This is a genomic window from Rhodococcus sp. GA1 (assembly GCF_024321955.1).
Lineage (GTDB): Bacteria > Actinomycetota > Actinomycetes > Mycobacteriales > Mycobacteriaceae > Rhodococcus > Rhodococcus pyridinivorans.
In genome coordinates, this window is record NZ_CP097186.1 from 1,030,701 (window position 1) to 1,049,572 (window position 18,872).

Below are 18,872 nucleotides of genomic sequence, written 5' to 3' on the forward strand. Positions count from 1 at the left end.
GCTACCGGATCAGCGGCCCCTCGACTCGACCGCGAGACGGGGCATGCCGGCGAGTTCGTCGGGCGTGACGTACGAATCGGAGGTCGCGAAACCGCTCAGGTACAGCGGCGGCTCGCGGTCGGCGACCGCGCGCACGATCTGCCCCTCCGAGACGAACACGATGAGCCCTTCGGCATCGGATCCCGGCATGTTCCGCCAGGTGACTCCGGGGGTGTGCATCACGCGGTTGAGTTCGCTCATCAGCACCGGGACGCGGAAGTAGTACATCCGGTCCCACGACTCGACACCCGCTGCGGCCGCGACCTCCCCGAGCGTGCGGGACTGTCCGGAGACGAGCACCGATTCGAACTCGGCCTCGAGCTGCGGGTCGTCGACGACGGACACGCTCGTCGTCGCCCCCGAACAACCCGAGACCCCCAGCACCGCAGCGACAGCCAGCGCAAAACCCGTACGCACGAACCGCGACGCCACCGCACCCCCCTGTGTATCGACCCCCGATAGGACGCGAGGAAGGTACCACCGGTTCGGACGAATACACCAGTGAAGACGGTCACTTTCCACGAGTTCGGGGATACGACCCGAAACGCAGCCGAATCGATGTGACAGATGACAGCAACTCCGAGTTACTCCTTTGCGGTGAGCTCGGCGATGTCCGTCCACAGAGCACTGCGGAGCGCGACCATCGGTTCGGCTGCGGCGCCGAGCTGGTCGCCGACGAAATCGGTGTTCTCGGCGGACAACTCGCGCGCACCCGATCTGCCGATCAGGTCGTCGATCCGCTGGTCGAGACTCGCGGTCCGCTGCGCGATGTGTGCGAGATGCAGATGGCCCTCCGCGCGCGTGAGCAGGTCGCCGATGCGCGCGAGCGCGGTGACGCGCGCAAGGATCTGGTCCCATACCGGTTCGAGCGCTGCCACCCGGGATTCGAGACCGGACCGCGCCTCGGGCGCCGATCGGATCGCGGACTGCAACTCGTCGAGCAGGTCGCGCAGGGCGACGGTGTCCACCGCGATCTGGGTGAGCTCCTCGGCGAGATCGAGCTGGGCTCGTTGAACCTCGAAGTACTCCGAACGCCACGCCGCCGATGCCTCGACGCGGTCGTACAGGGAACCGGCGAGGAAGAGCAGGGTGTCGTAGCGGTCGACGAAGCGGTCGTCGCCGGAGGGCACCTCGCGTCCGAGCCGTTCGGCGACGCGACGCCCCGTCTCGGCCAGCGGGGTGCGTTCGGACCAGCGACCCACGCGGTCGACGGCGACACCGAGCACCACTCCCCGGGCCTGCTCGACGGGCGTGACGGGCAGGGGCGCCGGGGTGCGTTGCAGTGCAGCGAACAGCGCCTCGCGTTGTTCGATCTCGAGATGCAGCCCGTCGCGTCGGTCGCGGCGCACGGCGCGGACGCCCTGGGCGTAGTGCAGCGGCGAGTGCACGACGGTCTGTCGCGCCGCCCGGATGCGTTTGCCGAGCTCGTTGGCCCGGTATTCGAGTGCGAGTCGCGCAGCGCCGGGACGCAGGCCGTCGATCCGTGTGCGGAGGCGGGCGTGCTCGTCGGACAGGCGGCGCAGCTCACCGAATCCGTCGAGGGTGGGCAACCGGCGCCCGACGCGCCGGCGGTTCGCCAGCACAGCACGTGCCGATTCGTCGAGGTAGCCGGCGGCCAGTGCGACCGCCGCGGCGTCCGACAGAGGAGCGTGCCCGCCCTCGATACTGCCGGTCTCGCACCACCGGCGGACCTGCCCGGCGATACGTGTCCGCCGGTCCACCGACGGGATGTCCCGGCCGGGCGCGTCGTCGCGCCCCGGGAGGTGGGGTCGATCGGCTTCGGACACGGGGATCCTCCTCGCGGCTCGTCCGCAGGCATGCACCGTCCACTGTTCCAGATTCCGCGCGGGCTCGGAGAAATGCCCGGTAACGGCCCCGATCCCGGGCGCTCGACGGGCACGATCCCACACGTCCACGGCCGCGCTCCGGTTCGGTTGAGACCTTCACCTTTTCGCCCTTCGTGACGGATGTCACAGCATTATCGAGGTAGCTCCGAACGATTTGCCCGATCCCGGATCGCGCCCGAGACGGGGGCGCGCGAAAACCGTTGCGTACCAGCAGAAGCGAGAGGACGCCGGCGACGGGTCCCTGACCCCTCAGGAAGTTACCGATCGGTGTTACTGCACAGTACCGGCGACCTCCGGGACCGGAGACCCCCTCCCCGACACCCGTTCCCGAGCGAAATCCTCTGCGCGCGAATGCCTGTGAGAGAAGTCGGCCACGAGCGCGCCGCCGATCGCCCCGCATGGAAGCAAAACGTGACAAACCCTCATGTTTCCTCCATGCTGTAATCCGAACGGAGCCTTCGCCCAGGGGGACGTGACCGTCGCAACCGACGGCCGTAGCTGCGGAGACCTGTTCGAAACGGTCCTTCGGACACCGCGGATGTTGCCCGGTGGATCGACGACGAACACGCATGCCCATGCCAACCACGAGGAGCCGACCGCTACATGTTCCCGCTCGCGTCGCCAACACGAGACGTGGAAGGTAGGACCGGTTAGTTTGACTTCCTCATTGGGGTGGAGCTTCGAGACGCGCGCCCGATGCGTGCACAAACCATGGAGAACGGTGGCAACGAGTATGTTCAAGCGGATCGCAGTGGTCAATCGCGGTGAGGCGGCCGTACGCCTCATCCGGGCAGTCCGGGAGCTCAACTCCGAGCACGGCTACGACATCAAGACGATCGCTCTGCACACCGATGCCGAGCGACGGGCGATGTTCGTCCGTCAGGCCGACGAAGGAGTGACCCTCCGGCCGTCGACGACGGCGGCGACCCCCTACCTCGATCATGCAGAACTCGAGCGCGCGCTCCTCGAGGCGAAGGCCGACGCCGTCTGGGTCGGCTGGGGCTTCGTCGCCGAGGACCCCGCCTTCGCCGAGCTGTGCGCCCGCCTCGGGATCACCTTCATCGGTCCCTCCGCCGACGCCATGCGTCTGCTCGGCGACAAGGTCGAGGCGAAACTCCTCGCCGAGAAGGTCGGCGTTCCCGTCGCACCGTGGTCCGGTGGACCCGTCGATTCCCGCGCCGACGCGCGCCGCCACGCGCAGGCCATCGGCTACCCGCTGATCATCAAGGCCCGCTCCGGCGGCGGTGGCCGTGGCATCCGCAAGGTCTACGCCGAAGACGAGCTCGAGCTCGCCCTCGAGCGCACCCAGGGTGAGGCCGAGCGTTCCTTCGGCGACCCCGTCGTGTTCATCGAGCGTCTCGTCACCGACGCACGCCACGTCGAGGTCCAGGTCATCGCCGACAAGCACGGCAACGTCTGGGCCCCGGGCGTGCGCGACTGCTCGATCCAGCGCAAGAACCAGAAGGTCATCGAGGAGTCCGCCTCGCCGCTGCTCACCAAGGAGCAGTCCGACCACCTGCGCACGGTCTCGGCCGATCTCGTCCGCGCCGCCGGCTACGCCGGTGCCGGCACCGTCGAGTACCTCTACCAGCCCGACCTGAAGATCTTCACCTTCCTCGAGGTCAACACGCGTCTCCAGGTCGAGCACCCCATCACCGAGGCCACGACCGGCATCGACCTCGTCAAGCTGCAGATCCTCGTCGCCTCCGGCGAGAAGCTTCCCGGCGAGTGCCCCGGCGAGTTCGGGCACGCCGTCGAGGCCCGCCTGAACGCCGAGGACGCCGCCAACGGCTTCGCACCCGCCCCCGGCACCGTGCAGCTGCTCAAGTTCCCGCTCGGCTCCGGTCTGCGTGTCGACACCGGCATCGCCCAGGGCGACGTCATTCCGCCCGACTACGACTCCATGGTCGCCAAGATCATCGCGTGGGGCCGCGACCGCGACGAGGCACTCGCCCGCCTGCGCACCGCTCTGCGCGAGACCACCGTCGTCCTCGACGGCGGCACGACGACCAAGTCGTTCCTGCTCGACCTGCTCGACCGTCCCGAGGTCATCGACGCCTCCGCCGACACCGGCTGGCTCGACCGCACCGGCGCCGGCACCGAGACCGGTCCGTCCAAGATCGCCGACGTCGCTCTGATCGCGACGGCTGTCGACGTCTACGACACCGACGAGGCCCACGAGCGCTCCGCCTTCCTCGCTTCGGCCCGCGGCGGTCGCCCGCGTGCCGGACACGCCGTCGGACGCAAGATCGAGCTGAGCTACCAGGGCCAGGCCTACGAGCTCGTCGTCGGCCAGGTCGGCCCGCACCGCTACCGGGTCGACACCGGTTCCGCCGAGTTCGACGTCGACGTCGAGCGGCTGGGCGACTACGAGTCGCGCCTGACCCTCGGCGGACGCCGCCACAACGTGGTGTCGATCGCCGGTCCGGCCCACTTCCTCGTCGAGGTCGACGGCATCAGCCACCAGATCAGCCAGGACGAGGCCGGCGTGGTGCGCACCCCTGCCCCGGCCGTGGTCGTCGCGGTTCCCGTCGCCGTCGGTGACGAGGTCGAGTCCGGTCAGACCCTCGTCGTGCTCGAGTCGATGAAGATGGAGACCGCGGTCCGCGCTCCCTTCGCCGGCAAGGTCCGCGAGATCCTCGCCGTCGTCAACGCGCAGGTCGACGCGGGCGCCCCGCTTCTGCGGGTCGACCAGATCGTCGAGGAGGTCGTCACCGAGACAGTCGAGCGCGTGGAGTTCGCTGCACCGGCGCCCTCGCTCAGCGACGATGTCGCCGCCGACGCACTCGCTCGCCTCGACTCGCTCGCCGCTCTGGTCACCGGATACGACGTGTCCGCCGAGCGCACCGCGGCACTGCTCGCCGAGTACGAGCGTCTCTCCGGCTCGGTCGACTCGTGCGCGCTCGTCCGCGCCGAGCTCTCGCTGCTGACGACCTTCGCGGACGTGTGCGAACTGTCGCGCAACCGTCCGACCGAGGAGGAGAAGAACAGCGACGACCGGGTCCACAGCCCCCGCGAGTTCTTCCACGGCTACCTGCAGTCGCTCGACGTGGAGGTCGGGGGTCTGCCCGACAGCTTCCGCGCGCGTCTCGCCCGTGCCCTGCGGCACTACGACGTCCTGGAACTCGATCGCACCCCGGAGCTCGAGGAGGCCGTCTACCGGTTGTTCCTCGCGCTCGAGCGCATCGAGGCCCACGTCCCCGTGGTCACCTCGCTGCTCGACCGCTGGGTCGAGCGCGACGACACCGAGGTGGGGATCTCCCACGAGCTCAACGAAGTCCTCGACCGGCTGATCGTCGCGACCCAGGTCCGCTTCCCGGTCATCGGCGACACCGCCCGCAACCTGCGGTACCGCTACTTCGAGGAGCCGGTGATCCGCAAGGCCCGCGAGCAGGTCTACGACGGGGTCCGCGGTTCGCTCGCGTACCTCGCCGAGCATCCGCAGGCGACGGACTACGCGCAGCGCATCGATTCGCTGGTCGCCACACCCGAGCCGCTGATCGACCTTCTCGCACAGCAGATCACGCGTCCGGAGACCGTTCCGGGCCCGCTGCTCGAGGTCATCGCTCGCCGGGCGTACAAGATCCGCACCCTCGAGGACGTGCGTTCGTGCACCGTCGGCGGACACCAGTTCGTCACCGGCAACTTCGATCTGCGCGGCACGCGCCTGTACCTGATCTCCGCCGAGGCCCCGCAGGCCGAGTTCGCGTCGCTGCTCGACGCCGTCGAGGAGTCGGCGGCCTCGGTTCCCGACACGAAGAACCTCGTGATCGACCTGTACCTCGCGTGGGACGACGCTCCGGCCGATGCCGACGCCCAGGCCGACGCGCTGCGCGCCGAACTCGCCGCACGCCCGGTGACCGGCGTGGCCCGTCGCGTGACCGTGACGGTCTGCCACACCGACACGGCCGAAGAGCACGTGTTCACCTTCCGCCCCTACGAGACCGGATACGCGGAGGAGACCAACATCCGCGACATCCACCCGCTCACGGGTCAGCGTCTGGATCTGTGGCGCCTGAAGAACTTCGACGGCACCCGCCTGCCCGCCAACCCGGACACCTACCTGTATCACCTGGTGTCGCAGGACAATCCGTCCGATGAGCGGTTCATCGCCCTCGCCGAGGTGCGCGACCTGACGCCGCAGCGCGACGAGTCCGGTCGCATCGTCGGACTGCCGGCCTTCGAACGCGCTCTCGCGAGCTCGCTCGACGGCATGCGACGCGCCCAGGCCAACCGCGGCGGGCGACGTCTCGACGCGAACCGCGTGGTGCTCTACGTGTGGCCCGCCGTCGATCTCGACATGGAGGACCTACGCCGCATCGGCCGCAACGCCGCGCCGCTGACCGTGGGTGCCGGACTCGAGGAGATCACCGTCATCGGGTCGTGGCGTGATCGCCAGGACGAGCCGGCACGCGAGGTCGCCCTGCGCTTCTCGTACCGCTCCGGTGCGGGCGTCATCGTGCGGGTCACCGAGCCGCCGAAGGAGCCGCTGAAGCCGCTCGACGAGTACACCCAGAAGGTCCAGCGGTCCCGTGCCCGCGGCACCGTCTACCCGTACGAGCTGATCCCGCTGCTCACCGGCGGCGAGGGCACCTTCGTCGAGTACGACTTCGACGAGCAGGGCACCCTCGTGCCCGTCGACCGCCCCTACGGCCGCAACACCGCGGGTCTGATCGTCGGCGTCGTCGACACCCCGACCCCGCGGTACCCCGAGGGCATGAAGCGCGTCACGCTGTTCGGTGATCCCACCAAGGCGCTGGGCACCGTCGCGGAGGCCGAGTGCTCCCGTGTGGTCGCCGCGATCGACCTGGCGGAGAGCCTGAACGCTCCCGTCGAGTGGTTCGCGCTGTCGTCCGGCGCGACGATCTCCATGGACTCGGGCACCGAGAACATGGACTGGGTGTCGCGCGGTCTGCGTCGCATCATCACATTCACGCAGAACGGCGGCGAGATCAACGTCGTGGTCACCGGCATCAATGTCGGCGCGCAGCCGTACTGGAACGCCGAGGCGACGATGCTCATGCACACCAAGGGCATCCTCGTGATGACCCCGGACAGCGCCATGGTGCTCACCGGCAAGCAGTCGCTCGATTACTCGGGTGGCGTCTCCGCCGAGGACAACTTCGGTATCGGTGGCTACGACCGCGTCATGGGCCCCAACGGTCAGGCGCAGTACTGGGCCCCCAACCTCAGGGCCGCCATCGAGACGCTGTTCGCGCACTACGCCCACGCCTACGTCGCGCCGGGCGAGCGCTTCCCGCGCAAGGCCGCGTCCACCGACCCGGTCGACCGCAACGTGTGCGTGTACCCGCACGTGCATCCGTCCAGCGACTTCACCACCGTGGGCGACATCTTCTCGTCCGAGACCAACCCGGATCGCAAGAAGCCGTTCGACATCCGTACGGTGATGCGCTCGGTGGTCGACCAGGACCACGCTGTGCTCGAACGGTGGGCCGACATGGCCGACGCCGACACCTCGGTCGTGTTCGACGCGCACCTGGGCGGAAACCCGGTGACGGTCATCGGCATCGAGTCCCGCGCGATCCCGCGCAAGGGCTGGTTCCCCGCCGACGGACCGGACCAGTGGACCTCGGGCACGCTGTTCCCCAAGTCGTCGAAGAAGACGGCACGGGCGATCAACGCGGCGAGCGGCAACCGTCCGCTCGTGGTGCTCGCCAACCTGTCGGGCTTCGACGGCTCCCCCGAGTCGCTGCGCAACCTGCAGCTCGAGTACGGCGCCGAGATCGGCCGGGCCATCGTCAACTTCGACGGTCCGATCGTGTTCGTCGTGGTCTCCCGCTACCACGGTGGTGCCTTCGTGGTGTTCTCGGGCGCACTGAACGAGAACATGGAAGTCCTTGCCGTGGAGGGTTCGTTCGCCTCGGTGCTCGGTGGCGCTCCGGCGGCTGCGGTGGTCTTCACCCGCGACGTCAACAAGCGCACCGCGAGCGATCCGCGGGTCGTGGAACTCGAGGCGCAGCTGCGGGCCGCCGAGGACGGCGACAAGGCACGACTGGGCGTCGAGCTCACCGCTCTGCGCACCGCGGTGCGGTCGGAGAAGCTCGGTGAGGTGGCAGCCGAGTTCGAGGCGATCCACAACATCCAGCGCGCACAGCAGGTCGGCTCGGTCGACGCGATCGTGCCGGCGGTCGAGCTGCGGCCGCAGATCATCGCGGCCGTCGAGCGCGGCATGGCACGCACGCTCGCGTAACCCACGCAACTAGAGCGAGACCCCACCGGAACACTTCCGGTGGGGTCTCGTCGTCGTGGGGCCGTCGTGCGGGTCAGTCGTCGTGATCGTCGTCCCGGTCGTCGTCCCGGTCGTCGTCGTGCACATCGTCACAGCGGTCGTCCCACGCGTCGTAGAAGTCCTCGACGTGGTCCGGCACCGTGTCGTCCCAGTCCTCGAACCACGCGTCGCAGCTCGTGACGTCGATGTAGGGGATGTCGGTGGGCAGGTCACCCGGCCCCGCATCCCGGGCCGGGTCGACGCCCGCCCGAACAGTTCCATCCGGGCCGCCGGTCCTCGTCTCGTCCACCACGCGGGCGACGGTGAACGACGACGGTTCGGAGGGAGCGGACTCACCTCGGTTCGCCGACACGAAACCGACGGTGCCGGCCGTCATCGCGACCGCTACAGCGGTCACGGCCCATGCGGTGCGGCTCATCGCCATGATCGTTCTCCTCGACTCGGTGTTCGTCCTGGTCACCGGTAACTTTGGCGCACGACGATGAGGGGTCGATGAGCCGAAGATGACGAAACCTTCATCCGAGACGCGTACGGATCCACTCGACCAGGATCCTGGCTACCTCGTGAGGAGCCTCCGGGACGAGGGCGTGCCCGCAAGCCGGCACGACGGCCGTGGAGACGAGTTCGCTCCCGAACTCGTCGACGAGCTCACCTCGGGTCTCCGCGGGCCGGAAAACGTCCTCTCCTGCTTGTACGTCGAGCAGAGGTGACGGCGCCACCGTCCACCACGATTCCTTGTCGGTCGCGGCCATCGCTGCCCGCTGCGACACGATCGCGTCGGGCCACCACCCGTCGAGCCACACCGCCGGATCGTGTCCTGCGGCGAAGAAGACATCGCGCAGGTGCACGAGTCGTTCGTGGTCGGGAAGCGAGAGGTCGGAGCACTTGGCGACACGCTCGGTCAGCGAAGCCGGAAACCGGCGCGCCCCGGCGGCGAGCACGGCGACCCCCCGGACGAGTTCGGGCCGGTCGGCGGCGAGTACCCGGGCCACGTAGTGCCCGAACGCATGACCGGCCACAACAGCGGGTGCGGCGTCGAAATGCTCGATGACGGCGGCGACGTCGCCCGCGAGATCGTGCAGGTCGAGACCGGTCATGGGTCCGCGGCTGCTGCCGATACCCCGGGGTTGCGGTCGCAGAGCGGTGAATCCCGCTGCGGCGAGGTCGCTCGCGATCGGATCGAATTCGTAGGAGTCGCGCCCGAGGGAGGGCAGCAGGACGACTGCCGGCCCTTCCCCGTCGAGACGTACCTCGAGTTCGGCCACCGGTGTTTCGACAAGACGAGTGTTGCTCACGGGGCCATCCTCTCATCGCCGGAAAGACCTGTGCTTCGCCACAACGACCCTCCGCAGTGTCGAGAATCACACCGACGCCAGGTGTGGCGCGTTTTCGAACGGGGAATACCAACGAGCTCGTCTTGGTCGAGCTTCGGCGGCACGGAGTGCGCCTGTCCCCGACAGGCGTCAAGCGACCGCCCACGGTAGGAAATCGACCCCGAATCCCTTCATCTGCAATTACTTTCGGGACCATGCGCGAAACACGTTCGCGTCCACGCCATGTGCACACGGTTGTACCTGACTCCCCGGTAGCACGTTGTGCCATTCTGGAGCAGTCCGATTCGTGCAGGCTGTACGTCCGGATGGATACGAACATTCAGCATGTTCGTACCGTGGGGTAACCCCGAATATTCATCGAATATGATTGTGCTCCAATACTTCTCGAACTATTCGGACAAATTGACGAAATTCGAGACTCGAATTGTTTCTGGTGACAACATCATCGAGGTGGTGCATGATTGGTGCCGCAGGGAGTTATGAGCCGATGAAGGCTCGTTTCAGGGGACACGCGTTCGAGTCAGGGGGATTCGAAACGTGCTCCTCCACAGAGAAATCAACGCGCAGGGGGCGTTTGTGCGACGTCGGCGAACAGCCGCGCCCGTCGCCCCCTCGCACAGCGAGGAGATCAGCATGACCAGCACCATCGAACCCAGCTCGCAGATCGCTGCCGGCGGAAACAAGCTCCGCGGACGCGTCGCCTTCGTCACCGGCGGCACACGCGGCATCGGTGCGGCGATCAGCCGCAGCCTGGCGAGCCAGGGCGCCACCGTCGCCGCAGGCTACGGACGCAACACCGCCCAGGCGGATCAGTTCCTCGCAGACCTGAACGAGACGGGCCGCAAGGACGTCCGTTACTCCGTGCACCGCGGTGACGTCGCGAACGCCGACGACTGCCGACGCACCATCGACGAGGTCATCGAAACGCACGGCCGTCTCGACATCCTGATCAACAACGCCGGCATCACCATCGACCGCACGGTGCTGAAGATGCAGGACGAGGACTGGGACACCGTCATCGGCGTGAACCTCTCGGGTGCGTTCTACCTGGCGCAGGCCGCACTGCGCCACATGCTCGAGCGTGGCACCGGACGCATCGTCAACGTCTCCTCCGTCATCGGCGAGACCGGCAACATCGGCCAGGCCAACTACGCGGCATCGAAGGCCGGCCTGTTCGGTCTCACCAAGACCCTCGCCAAGGAAGCGGCCTTCTACCTGGCCAAGAACGACAAGCTGGACCCGAACGGCATCGGCGTCACCGTCAACACCGTCACCCCGGGCTTCGTCGCCACCGAGATGGTCGAGGCCATCCCCGAGAAGGTTCTCGCACGCATCACCGACACCATCCCCGTGAAACGACTGGCCGACCCGCAGGAGATCGCCCGGGTCGTGCACTTCCTCGCCGCGGACGCCTCCTCGTACATCACCGGTCAGGTATGGGGCGTCAACGGCGGCCTGGACATGTGATCCGGTCTCCCCACCCACTACTTCGAATCGAACGGTCCCCTCGCACATGCAGCCATTCGAGCTCAATCGGCACGGCCGAATTGTCTTCCCCTCCAATTTCGTTCCCGAACTCGACTTCTCCACGCTGAGCAGCGTCGACCACCTCGACGCCGTCATCCGACGCGACTTCGACACCAAGGCACCCACGGTCTCGGAGATCCTCTCCCGGCACGAACTGGGCAAGTACGCCTCGAAATTCGAGATCATGCGGGACATGGCCCTGAACGTCTTCTGGGCCGACCGATTCCCGCTGATGATGTTCGAGCGGCGCGTCATTCGCTGGGGCGACGTTCCCCGCAACCGCGACGACGTCTACATGCCTCGTCTGACTCCCTGGCCCGAGGCCGAAGAGCGGCTGGGGGCGGTCGAGGAGGCCTACCGCGCTCTCCCCCGCGCATGGGACAGTGCCGCCGAGGACCGCATCTTCGATCGACTCTTCGCGGTCTTCGGTTCGCGTCGTCACTTCGCCGGCGACCTGCCCACGGTCAAACCGACCGTGCCACAGCTGATCTCCGATCCGGAGAACATCACCCTGCGTGTTCGCCACTACGATCCGAACCACCCCGTCTTCGGATACGACGAGATCCTCGACTGTCACGAGGACGTCGCCGAACTCGAGGCACTGAGCCGCTGGTCGATGGTTCTGCACAACCAGCAGCCCTGGGACGGAAGCGAAACCGAACTCGTCCGGGTCGCGGACTTGAAGGACGACGACTACGTCGTGGCCTCCCATCCGCGCAATCGCGAGGTCCAGCGGTTCATCAACCGGGTCATGTCGGGCAGGACCCGTAAGGCCACCTCGTACACGCGGCACGAACCGGTGGCACCGTCTGCGCCCTACCCGGCCGTCGACGTGCGCTCGGAGTTCGCGATCGCACCCCGCATCGATGCGATCGCGGTCGCGCACGGCGACCAGGTGTGCACCAACGAGGACCTGATCCGTAACACCGCCTACAACTGGTCGCCCATGTCGGCCGACGAGATCACAGCCAAGACCGGGATCGAGCAGCGCCGGTACACCTCGGGAACCTTCGAGGACCTGGCCCTGACGGCGGCGAAGCAGGCGATCACCCACGCCGGAGTCGGCCCGCAGGACATCGGCGCGGTCATCACCTGCACGTGCACGAGCGGTCGGCTGATCCCGTCGCTGGCCACGTGGATCTCGGGCGAACTGGGCATCGGGCAGACCCATGCCTCGTTCGACCTGATCGCGGCGTGCGCGGGAATGCCCTACGGCCTGGCCGAGGCGACCCGCATCCTGCAGCAGGTCAAGCGCCCCGTCCTCGTGGTGTGCGTCGAGAAGTTCTCGGACAAGATCGGCACCGTCCGGCCGTCCCGGATGATCTTCGGTGACGGCGCCGCGGCGATGGTCATCTCTCCGGCCGCCGAGGGCGAGGCACCCGATCTCGAGTTCTTCAACAGCTACGCGAGCGGCCCGACGAGCGAGGTCAACTCGATCATCTGGCCGAACCCGGACTTCGACAACTTCATCACGGTCTACGGACCCGAGGTGAAGACGCTCGCCGGTCGTTATCTGGCGCAGATGCTCGACGAGATCAAGGCCCTCCCGTCTCCCGACGATGCCGAGCGTTCACTGCTCGACGACATCGATCTCATCGTTCCCCATCAGGCGAACAAGACGATGGTCATCGAGCTCGCCGCGAACGCCGGACTCTCGGCCGACCGGTTGTACTTCAACATCGAGAAGGTCGGCAACACGTCGTCGGCGAGCATCCCACTCGCGATCCACGACGCCGTCCGCGAGGGGGTCATCACCGAACCGGTGCGCATCTTCGCTCCCGGCTTCGGCGCCGGAGCGGTGGCGGGGTACACCGTCATGCGGATCGACCCGAAGGTGGTCGTGGCGTTCGAGGAGGCAGACGCCGGCTGAGCCGGCAGATGGACCGACGCCGGCTGAGCCCGGCGTACGACGGACTTCCGGGCCGTCCCCCGGCAGGCCCGGAGTACATCGGCCCGTTCGCGACATCCGGTCGCGAGCGGGCCGATCGTCGTCTGCGACCGGGCGACGTAACACCCGCGCCGTCCAGGCCGACATTTCGATCGGATCCGGCAAATCGGATCCGGACGAAGTACAGAAAGGCCTCGCGCATGAAGTTCCGCCGCATCGTCGCTGCGACGCTGGGGTGTGTGGCCCTGACGGTCGCCGCACCCTCGACCGCCACCGCCTTCCCTCTCGTGGACCTGCTCCCGAAGGGCATCGCCGATCTCGTTCCGAGCGGATCGTTCAATCCGTTCGCTCCGCCGCCGGCACCTCCGGCACCTCCGGCTCCCCCGTCCCCGCCGGCACCTCAGACCGGCCCGGCTCCGCAGGTGGCACCGGCTCCCCCGGCTCCCCGTCCGGCTCCGTCCGCACCGAGCGGCGGGTTCAAGAACTGCACCGAGGCCTGGAACGCGGGCGCTGCTCCGGTCCACCGCAACGACCCCGGATACGCACCGCGCCTCGACCGCGACAACGACGGGATCGGCTGCGAGCGCGATCCGCGCTGATCGGTCCGTCCCGTAAAAGAGCGGAGGCTCTTCCATCCTCTCCGGGATGGAAGAGCCTTCGTCGTTCGTACGTGCGGAAACCTCAGAGCCAGCGCGGCGGCGTGAGTTCTCCGCCGGTGACGCCGACGGCTCCGCGACCGACCGCATCCTCACCACCGGACGCATGTGGGGCGACCTGTGGCACCTCGACGGTGCCGGTCGCGAGGCCCGCAACGAGCTGTTCCGCACGCGCGACACCTCGAGCTACAAGTACACCGACTGGCTCCGGGGCTACAGCTCCGACCGCAACCGCTGAGCACTCACACAGCGCCGCAGAGCAATTCGTCCCGTTCCGGACAATGCCGTCCCCGATCACCGATCGGGGGCGGCATTCGCCGTATATACGTCGTTCGTCCCGCACCGAAAGGTACCGGAGCGACCGTGACCAGCACATACTGAAAATATGACCGCGTCACGGCAGGCGTCGGCGCTCCGCAGCGAGGTTCGGGACATCGCACTCGGAACCGCCGACCCGGTCGAGTTCCGGCACGCCGTCCTCGACACGATCCGGCGGCGTATCCACTACGACATCGGATGCATCGCTCTCGTCGATCCGGCAAGCATGTTGTTCACGTCCGTGACCATGCTCGGCGCCGACGCCCCGCCCGGTCGTGCCGCGAAGACGGTGGCACACATCGAGTACGGCACGTCGCGCTTCGCGAACACCTACCGCAAGCTCGCCCGGACGCGCACCGGTGTCCAGACGATCCGCGAGGCGATCGACTGCGACATCCGCGATTCCTTGCCCTACAGCGAGATCCTCGAACCGCAGGGAATGGACGACGAGGTGCGCCTCGTCTTCCGGGGCCGTGACGGGCGCGTCTGGGGCGGCGGCACTCTCATGCGCGCCCCCGGCCGACGCTTCGACGCCGACGATGTGGCAGCACTCGCAGGATGCGTGGGCGAGATCGGCGACGGACTGCGGTTGTCGTTGCTCCGCGAATCCCCTCGACTCGCGGCGGACGCATCACCCGGCGGTTCCGGTCCCGCGGTCGTGGTGGTGGGCGCGGACAACGAGATCGAATCGGCTACTCCGCAGGCGGTGGAGTATCTCGAGCGACTCGGTGCCGAAGGCGCCTTCATGCTCCCGGCCGTAGTGGTCGCCGTCCGTTTCCGCTACGAAGGGGCCGCCGCGTGCGTCGTCCGTGTCCGTACGGAGGACGGTCAGTGGCTCGTCCTGCGGGCCGGGTCGCTGGACGGCCGAGGAGAATCGGCCCGGATCGTCGTCGCGATCGAACCCGCGCAGCCCGGTCAGCTCGTGGCTCTGACCGCCGCCCTTCACGGTCTCACCGAACGGGAGACCGATGTCCTCGCCCGCGTTCTTGCGGGAGAGACACGCACCGAGATCGCGCGTGGACTGTTCGTCAGCCCGTACACCGTGCAGGACCACCTGAAGAGCATCTATGCGAAGACGGGCGTGAACAGTCGGCAGGAACTCGTCGCACGACTGTTCTTCACGCACTGCCTCCCCCGGGTCGGTACGGAGATCGGGCCGGACGGGTGGTTCGTCGAGAAACCGGCGCCGACGAGCGTCCCGGTCGGTGCACATCGGAAGAGGTGAGCCGTGGCACGCATCCTGGTCGTCACCCTGGAAGGCGGCGGGAACTACCCGCCCGAAGCAGCGTTCGGATGCGAGTTGCACCGCCGCGGACATCACGTTCGGGTTCTCGGTCACGAATCGCAACGGAAGGTCGCGGAGGATGCCGGCCTCGTCTTCTGCGGCTACCGGCACTCGCCGACCTGGACCCCGCACGTAGAACTGAGCACCCCGAAAGTGCTGACCATGGCCTACGCCATGATGACCGACCCCGCCGTCGCGCGGGATGTGGAGGACGAGATCACCAGGGAGCCGACCGACCTGGTGATCGTCGATTGCATGCTGTTCAACGCCCAGGACGCTGCGGCGCGCACCGGGGTGCCGCACGTGGTGCTGTTCCATTCCTTCTTCGCCGCATTCGACGGCGCCTTCCGGCACGGACCGTTCGGGATCGGTTCGCGACTACGCGGCCTGGGTCCGAAGCGACTGTGGGAACAGGCCGACATGCGACTCGTGTGCTCGGACCGAGTGCTCGACCCGGCCGCGCGACGGCGCACGGACGGCTCGATGACCTGGACCGGTGCGATCCACGACGCGAAGGCCGCGGCGGTCGGTCGAACACCGCCGCGCGTGCTGGTCAGTCTGAGCACCGCCGGCTTCCCGGGTCAGCGCCGCACTTACCAGAACATCTTCGACGCCGCCGCGGAGATGGACGCGGAGTTCGTCGTCACGACCGGGCCGGCGATCGACCCTACCGGGTTGCGCGTACCACCCAATGCGACCGTCCACCGGTACATCCCGCACCACGAGCTGATGCCGACCTGCTCGGCGGTGGTCGGGCACGGCGGGCACGCGACGGCCTTCCGGTCTCTCGCACACGGACTTCCGATACTGATCATGCCCATGTCGGCGGTCACGGATCAGGCGATCATCGGTCGCGAGGTCGCGAAGGCGGGTGCGGGCATCCGTCTGCGGAAGACCGCTTCGCCCGAGCAGATACGCGCGGCCGTGGAGAGTCTGCTGACCGACGACGGTCATCGCACGGCGGCAGCAGAACTCGGCGCCCGTCTCCGAACCGTCGACGGTGCGTCGGCTGCGGCCGACCGGGTGTTGACGCTCGTCGACCACTGACGAACACGCGAAGGACCGGCACCTGTCCGGTGGTGCCGGTCCTTCGCATCACCCTTCGATCGCATCTCCCTCCTCCAGAAGCTGTTTCGCGTGTTCGAGGTTGTTCCGCACATCGCGCGTACAGTTTCTCCACGACCGGCTGGGTGAACCTGCCGAAGGAGCTCCCGACGTCCTCGGTGTCCTGGTGGAAGGTGACGCGGGTTCCCGTCTCCACCGGCTCGAAGCGATAGACGGTCTCGTACCGGATCGGGCTCTTCACGCTGCGGCGGTGCTGGGCTCTGCCGGGCTCGACGCGGGCCAGTTCCTCGGTGAGTTCGATTCGCCGTCCGGCAAACTTGACGGTGGCGCGCGAGACGGATCCCTCCTTGCCGCCCTCACCAGAGACACGGGGACTGTTCCTGCTGTACCGCAATGGTTCTCATGGAGGTGCGCGTCAGGATGCCTGGCGCGGGACCATCCCTCCGAGGGCGATGTCGTATTCCTGCGCCTGCTCGTCGAATCCGACGCTGTAGACGGTGGGATACCAGGCCGAGTGCTGATAGGCGGCCGGCAACTTGATCTGTTCGCGGATGGTGGGACGGGTCAGCAGCCACTCCCGCGTGATCATGGGCTCCATGAAGGTGTAGTCGCCGTCCCACGAACCGTTGACGAACGTCTCGGTGAAGTCGTAGACGCCCGGAACCATTTTTTCCGTGATGTCGAGCCAGTGCACACCCATGAACGGCACCGCGAGTTGCGATGCGAGCATCCCCGGCGGGGTCACGTAGTCGCCGGGCATGTACTTCGGGTCCGGGAGTCGTTCCGCGCGAGCGGCGTAATCCGGTGCGGTCGGGTCGATTGCTTCGATCGCCGCCATGTCGGTCATATAGAAGTGCATGTCGAAATGGGGCTTCCCGAACAGCACGGTCGGATCGTGTCCGCGCGGATTCCAGTTCAGCATGACGTGGTCGAACACCGTGTCGGATGCCTGAACGGGCAGGTGCAGCATGTACATCTCGTCGGCATCGGGCAGTCCGTCGAGGGCCGCCGGCGAGAAGCGGATACCGACGGCGGTCGGGGCCCCGTTCGCATCGACGGTGGCGTACGCACGCGCGGTTCCGTCACCGACGCTCACGGCCTGACCGAAGTGCAGGTGGGCAGGTGTGGGTACTGCCGACGCCACGCCACCGACCGCCACGGCAATACAGGCGGCGAGGAGCACTGCGATGGAACGAGATTATCGATGTTTCTTCATGGTGATATCCGATCGACGAGGGTTCTCGGTGAACCTCTCCATTCCGTGGGTCCAGTCTCGACCGGTGTTCGTCACCCCGGCCATCCCTCATTCGGGGGATTTCGCCGAGCGATCCGACAGAAGAGCCCGTCGTCACAGCGTCGCGGCATATACTCGCCGGACTGCAGACAGACGTCACGATCCGCGGAGAACAGGGAGCGGCCCTTGAGTATTCGCAACCTTCGCGTCGCGGTGGTCGGTGGGGGCATCATCGGTGCCGCGACCGCCCGGCAACTCGCCCTCACGGACGCCGACGTCACGCTGTTCGAGAAGGAGGACCGGCTCGCCGCGCATCAGACGGGGCACAACAGCGGTGTCGTCCACGCCGGCCTCTACTACACACCCGGCAGCCTCAAGGCCCGGTTGTGCAGGCGTGGGGTGGAGTTGTTGCAGACGTTCACCACGGACAAGGGCCTGCCCTACGACGAGTGCGGCAAGGTCGTCGTCGCCCTCGACGAATCGGAACTCGGCCGGCTCGACGCGATCTTCTCGCGGGCCACGGCGAACGGGGTCCCCGGCATCAGGCGCATCGGCGCCGACGAGATCACCGCGATCGAGCCGCACGCCGTCGGGATCGCAGCCCTTCATTCCCCGCACACGGCGATCATCGATTTCGTCGCCGTCACCCGCGCGCTCGCGGACGACGTCGTCGCCGCGGGCGGCACGGTGCGGACCGGTACCGCCGTGACGGCGATCCGTGAGGCGGGCGAGCAGGTCGTCGTCGACATCCCGGGCGATCAACTGGCCTTCGACCTGGTGATCACGTGCGCGGGACTGCAGTCCGACCGCCTCGCCCACACCTCGGGTGACACCCGCGACCCGCGGATCGTCCCGTTCCTCGGCGACTATCTGCTACTCGAACCCGACGCGGCGGCGAAGGTGCGCGGGTTGATCTATCCGGTGCCCGATCCCCGCTATCCGTTCCTCGGTGTGCATCTCACCCGGCGGATAGACGGTGAGGTGATGGTGGGACCCAACGCCTTCCTCTCCCCCGGCCGCGAGGCCTATCGCGGCGGGCGCGGATCGTGGCGGGATCTGCGCGATGCCGTCGCCTGGCCCGGTTTCTGGCGGTTCGCCGCCCACAACCTGCCCGCAGCGGGCCGGGAACTGCGCACCGCGAGCAGCACTCGGCGGTTCGTCGCCGATGCGGCCGCGTACATGCCCGGGCTGACCGTCGACGACGTGCGGCCGGGTCCGCGCGGCATCCGCGCCCAGGCGATGAACTCCGACGGAGGTCTCGAGGACGACTTCGTCGTCACCGGGCACGGACGGGTCGTGCACCTGCGCAACGCCCCGTCGCCCGGGGCCACCTCGTCGATGGCGATCGCGGAGTATCTCGTCGACCACGCACTCGAACGCATCGCCTGATCGGGTCACCCGGCGGCGGACGTCATGGTTCGCGGTGACC

The 18,872-nt window shown here is 67.7% G+C and carries 12 protein-coding genes and 2 pseudogenes; 8 read left to right on the top strand and 6 right to left on the bottom strand.

The annotated features are described in order from the left end of the window. Nucleotides 1-9: 9 nt before the first annotated feature. Both M3330_RS04805 and M3330_RS04810 read right to left on the bottom strand, forming a co-directional pair. The gene (locus M3330_RS04805) at nucleotides 10-384 is read right to left on the bottom strand and encodes a hypothetical protein (protein ID WP_006553960.1); all 375 of its coding nucleotides are present in this window, start codon (nucleotides 382-384) and stop codon (nucleotides 10-12) included. Between the two features lie 239 nt (nucleotides 385-623). Next, nucleotides 624-1,826, bottom strand: coding sequence for a hypothetical protein (locus M3330_RS04810; RefSeq protein WP_255027229.1), 1,203 nt, complete (start codon nucleotides 1,824-1,826; stop codon nucleotides 624-626). Between the two features lie 793 nt (nucleotides 1,827-2,619). Here M3330_RS04810 and M3330_RS04815 point away from each other — a divergent pair. Then, nucleotides 2,620-8,097, top strand: a complete 5,478-nt coding sequence (locus M3330_RS04815; protein ID WP_255028825.1) for a carboxyl transferase domain-containing protein — start codon at nucleotides 2,620-2,622, stop codon at nucleotides 8,095-8,097. Nucleotides 8,098-8,170: 73 nt separating this feature from the next. Here the strand turns inward: M3330_RS04815 and M3330_RS04820 are convergent, their stop codons facing one another. Together M3330_RS04820 and M3330_RS04825 are read right to left on the bottom strand one after the other, a co-directional pair. Then, complete coding sequence (locus M3330_RS04820; protein WP_255027230.1) at nucleotides 8,171-8,554, bottom strand: hypothetical protein; 384 nt, start codon at nucleotides 8,552-8,554, stop codon at nucleotides 8,171-8,173. A 97-nt stretch (nucleotides 8,555-8,651) separates the two neighbouring features. After that, entirely contained in the window at nucleotides 8,652-9,431 is a 780-nt protein-coding gene (locus M3330_RS04825; protein ID WP_033097343.1) for an alpha/beta fold hydrolase, read from the bottom strand. A gap of 672 nt (nucleotides 9,432-10,103) precedes the next feature. On the opposite strand from M3330_RS04825, the gene M3330_RS04830 reads away from it, so the two are divergent. The 6 genes and pseudogenes from M3330_RS04830 (at nucleotide 10,104) to M3330_RS04855 (ending at nucleotide 16,191) form a co-directional block, all read left to right on the top strand. Further along, complete coding sequence (locus M3330_RS04830) at nucleotides 10,104-10,937, top strand: 3-oxoacyl-ACP reductase family protein (RefSeq protein ID WP_006553955.1); 834 nt, start codon at nucleotides 10,104-10,106, stop codon at nucleotides 10,935-10,937. Nucleotides 10,938-10,983: 46 nt separating this feature from the next. Next, nucleotides 10,984-12,867, top strand: coding sequence for a ketoacyl-ACP synthase III (locus M3330_RS04835; protein WP_200359741.1), 1,884 nt, complete (start codon nucleotides 10,984-10,986; stop codon nucleotides 12,865-12,867). Nucleotides 12,868-13,085: 218 nt separating this feature from the next. Further along, nucleotides 13,086-13,484, top strand: coding sequence for an excalibur calcium-binding domain-containing protein (locus tag M3330_RS04840; protein WP_019288122.1), 399 nt, complete (start codon nucleotides 13,086-13,088; stop codon nucleotides 13,482-13,484). 139 nt (nucleotides 13,485-13,623) lie between these two features. Continuing rightward, a pseudogene (locus tag M3330_RS04845) lies at nucleotides 13,624-13,779 on the top strand (salicylate monooxygenase); the annotation flags it as partial. Between the two features lie 147 nt (nucleotides 13,780-13,926). Continuing rightward, nucleotides 13,927-15,084, top strand: a complete 1,158-nt coding sequence (locus M3330_RS04850) for a LuxR family transcriptional regulator (protein ID WP_255027232.1) — start codon at nucleotides 13,927-13,929, stop codon at nucleotides 15,082-15,084. 3 nt (nucleotides 15,085-15,087) lie between these two features. After that, nucleotides 15,088-16,191: a glycosyltransferase gene (locus M3330_RS04855; RefSeq protein WP_255027233.1), complete on the top strand. Its 1,104-nt coding sequence runs from the start codon at nucleotides 15,088-15,090 to the stop codon at nucleotides 16,189-16,191. Nucleotides 16,192-16,363: 172 nt separating this feature from the next. Here the strand turns inward: M3330_RS04855 and M3330_RS04860 are convergent. Both M3330_RS04860 and M3330_RS04865 read right to left on the bottom strand, forming a co-directional pair. Continuing rightward, nucleotides 16,364-16,603 (bottom strand): annotated as a pseudogene (locus M3330_RS04860) (SRPBCC family protein); the annotation flags it as partial. Nucleotides 16,604-16,624: 21 nt separating this feature from the next. Continuing rightward, nucleotides 16,625-17,353 carry a DUF5602 domain-containing protein gene (locus M3330_RS04865; protein ID WP_255027234.1) on the bottom strand — a complete coding sequence of 243 codons (729 nt, stop codon included), beginning with the start codon at nucleotides 17,351-17,353 and terminating at the stop codon, nucleotides 16,625-16,627. Between the two features lie 282 nt (nucleotides 17,354-17,635). Between M3330_RS04865 and lhgO the strand changes: the two genes are divergently transcribed. Continuing rightward, nucleotides 17,636-18,832 carry an L-2-hydroxyglutarate oxidase gene (lhgO, locus tag M3330_RS04870; RefSeq protein WP_255028826.1) on the top strand — a complete coding sequence of 399 codons (1,197 nt, stop codon included), beginning with the start codon at nucleotides 17,636-17,638 and terminating at the stop codon, nucleotides 18,830-18,832. The last annotated feature ends 40 nt before the right edge of the window (nucleotides 18,833-18,872 follow it).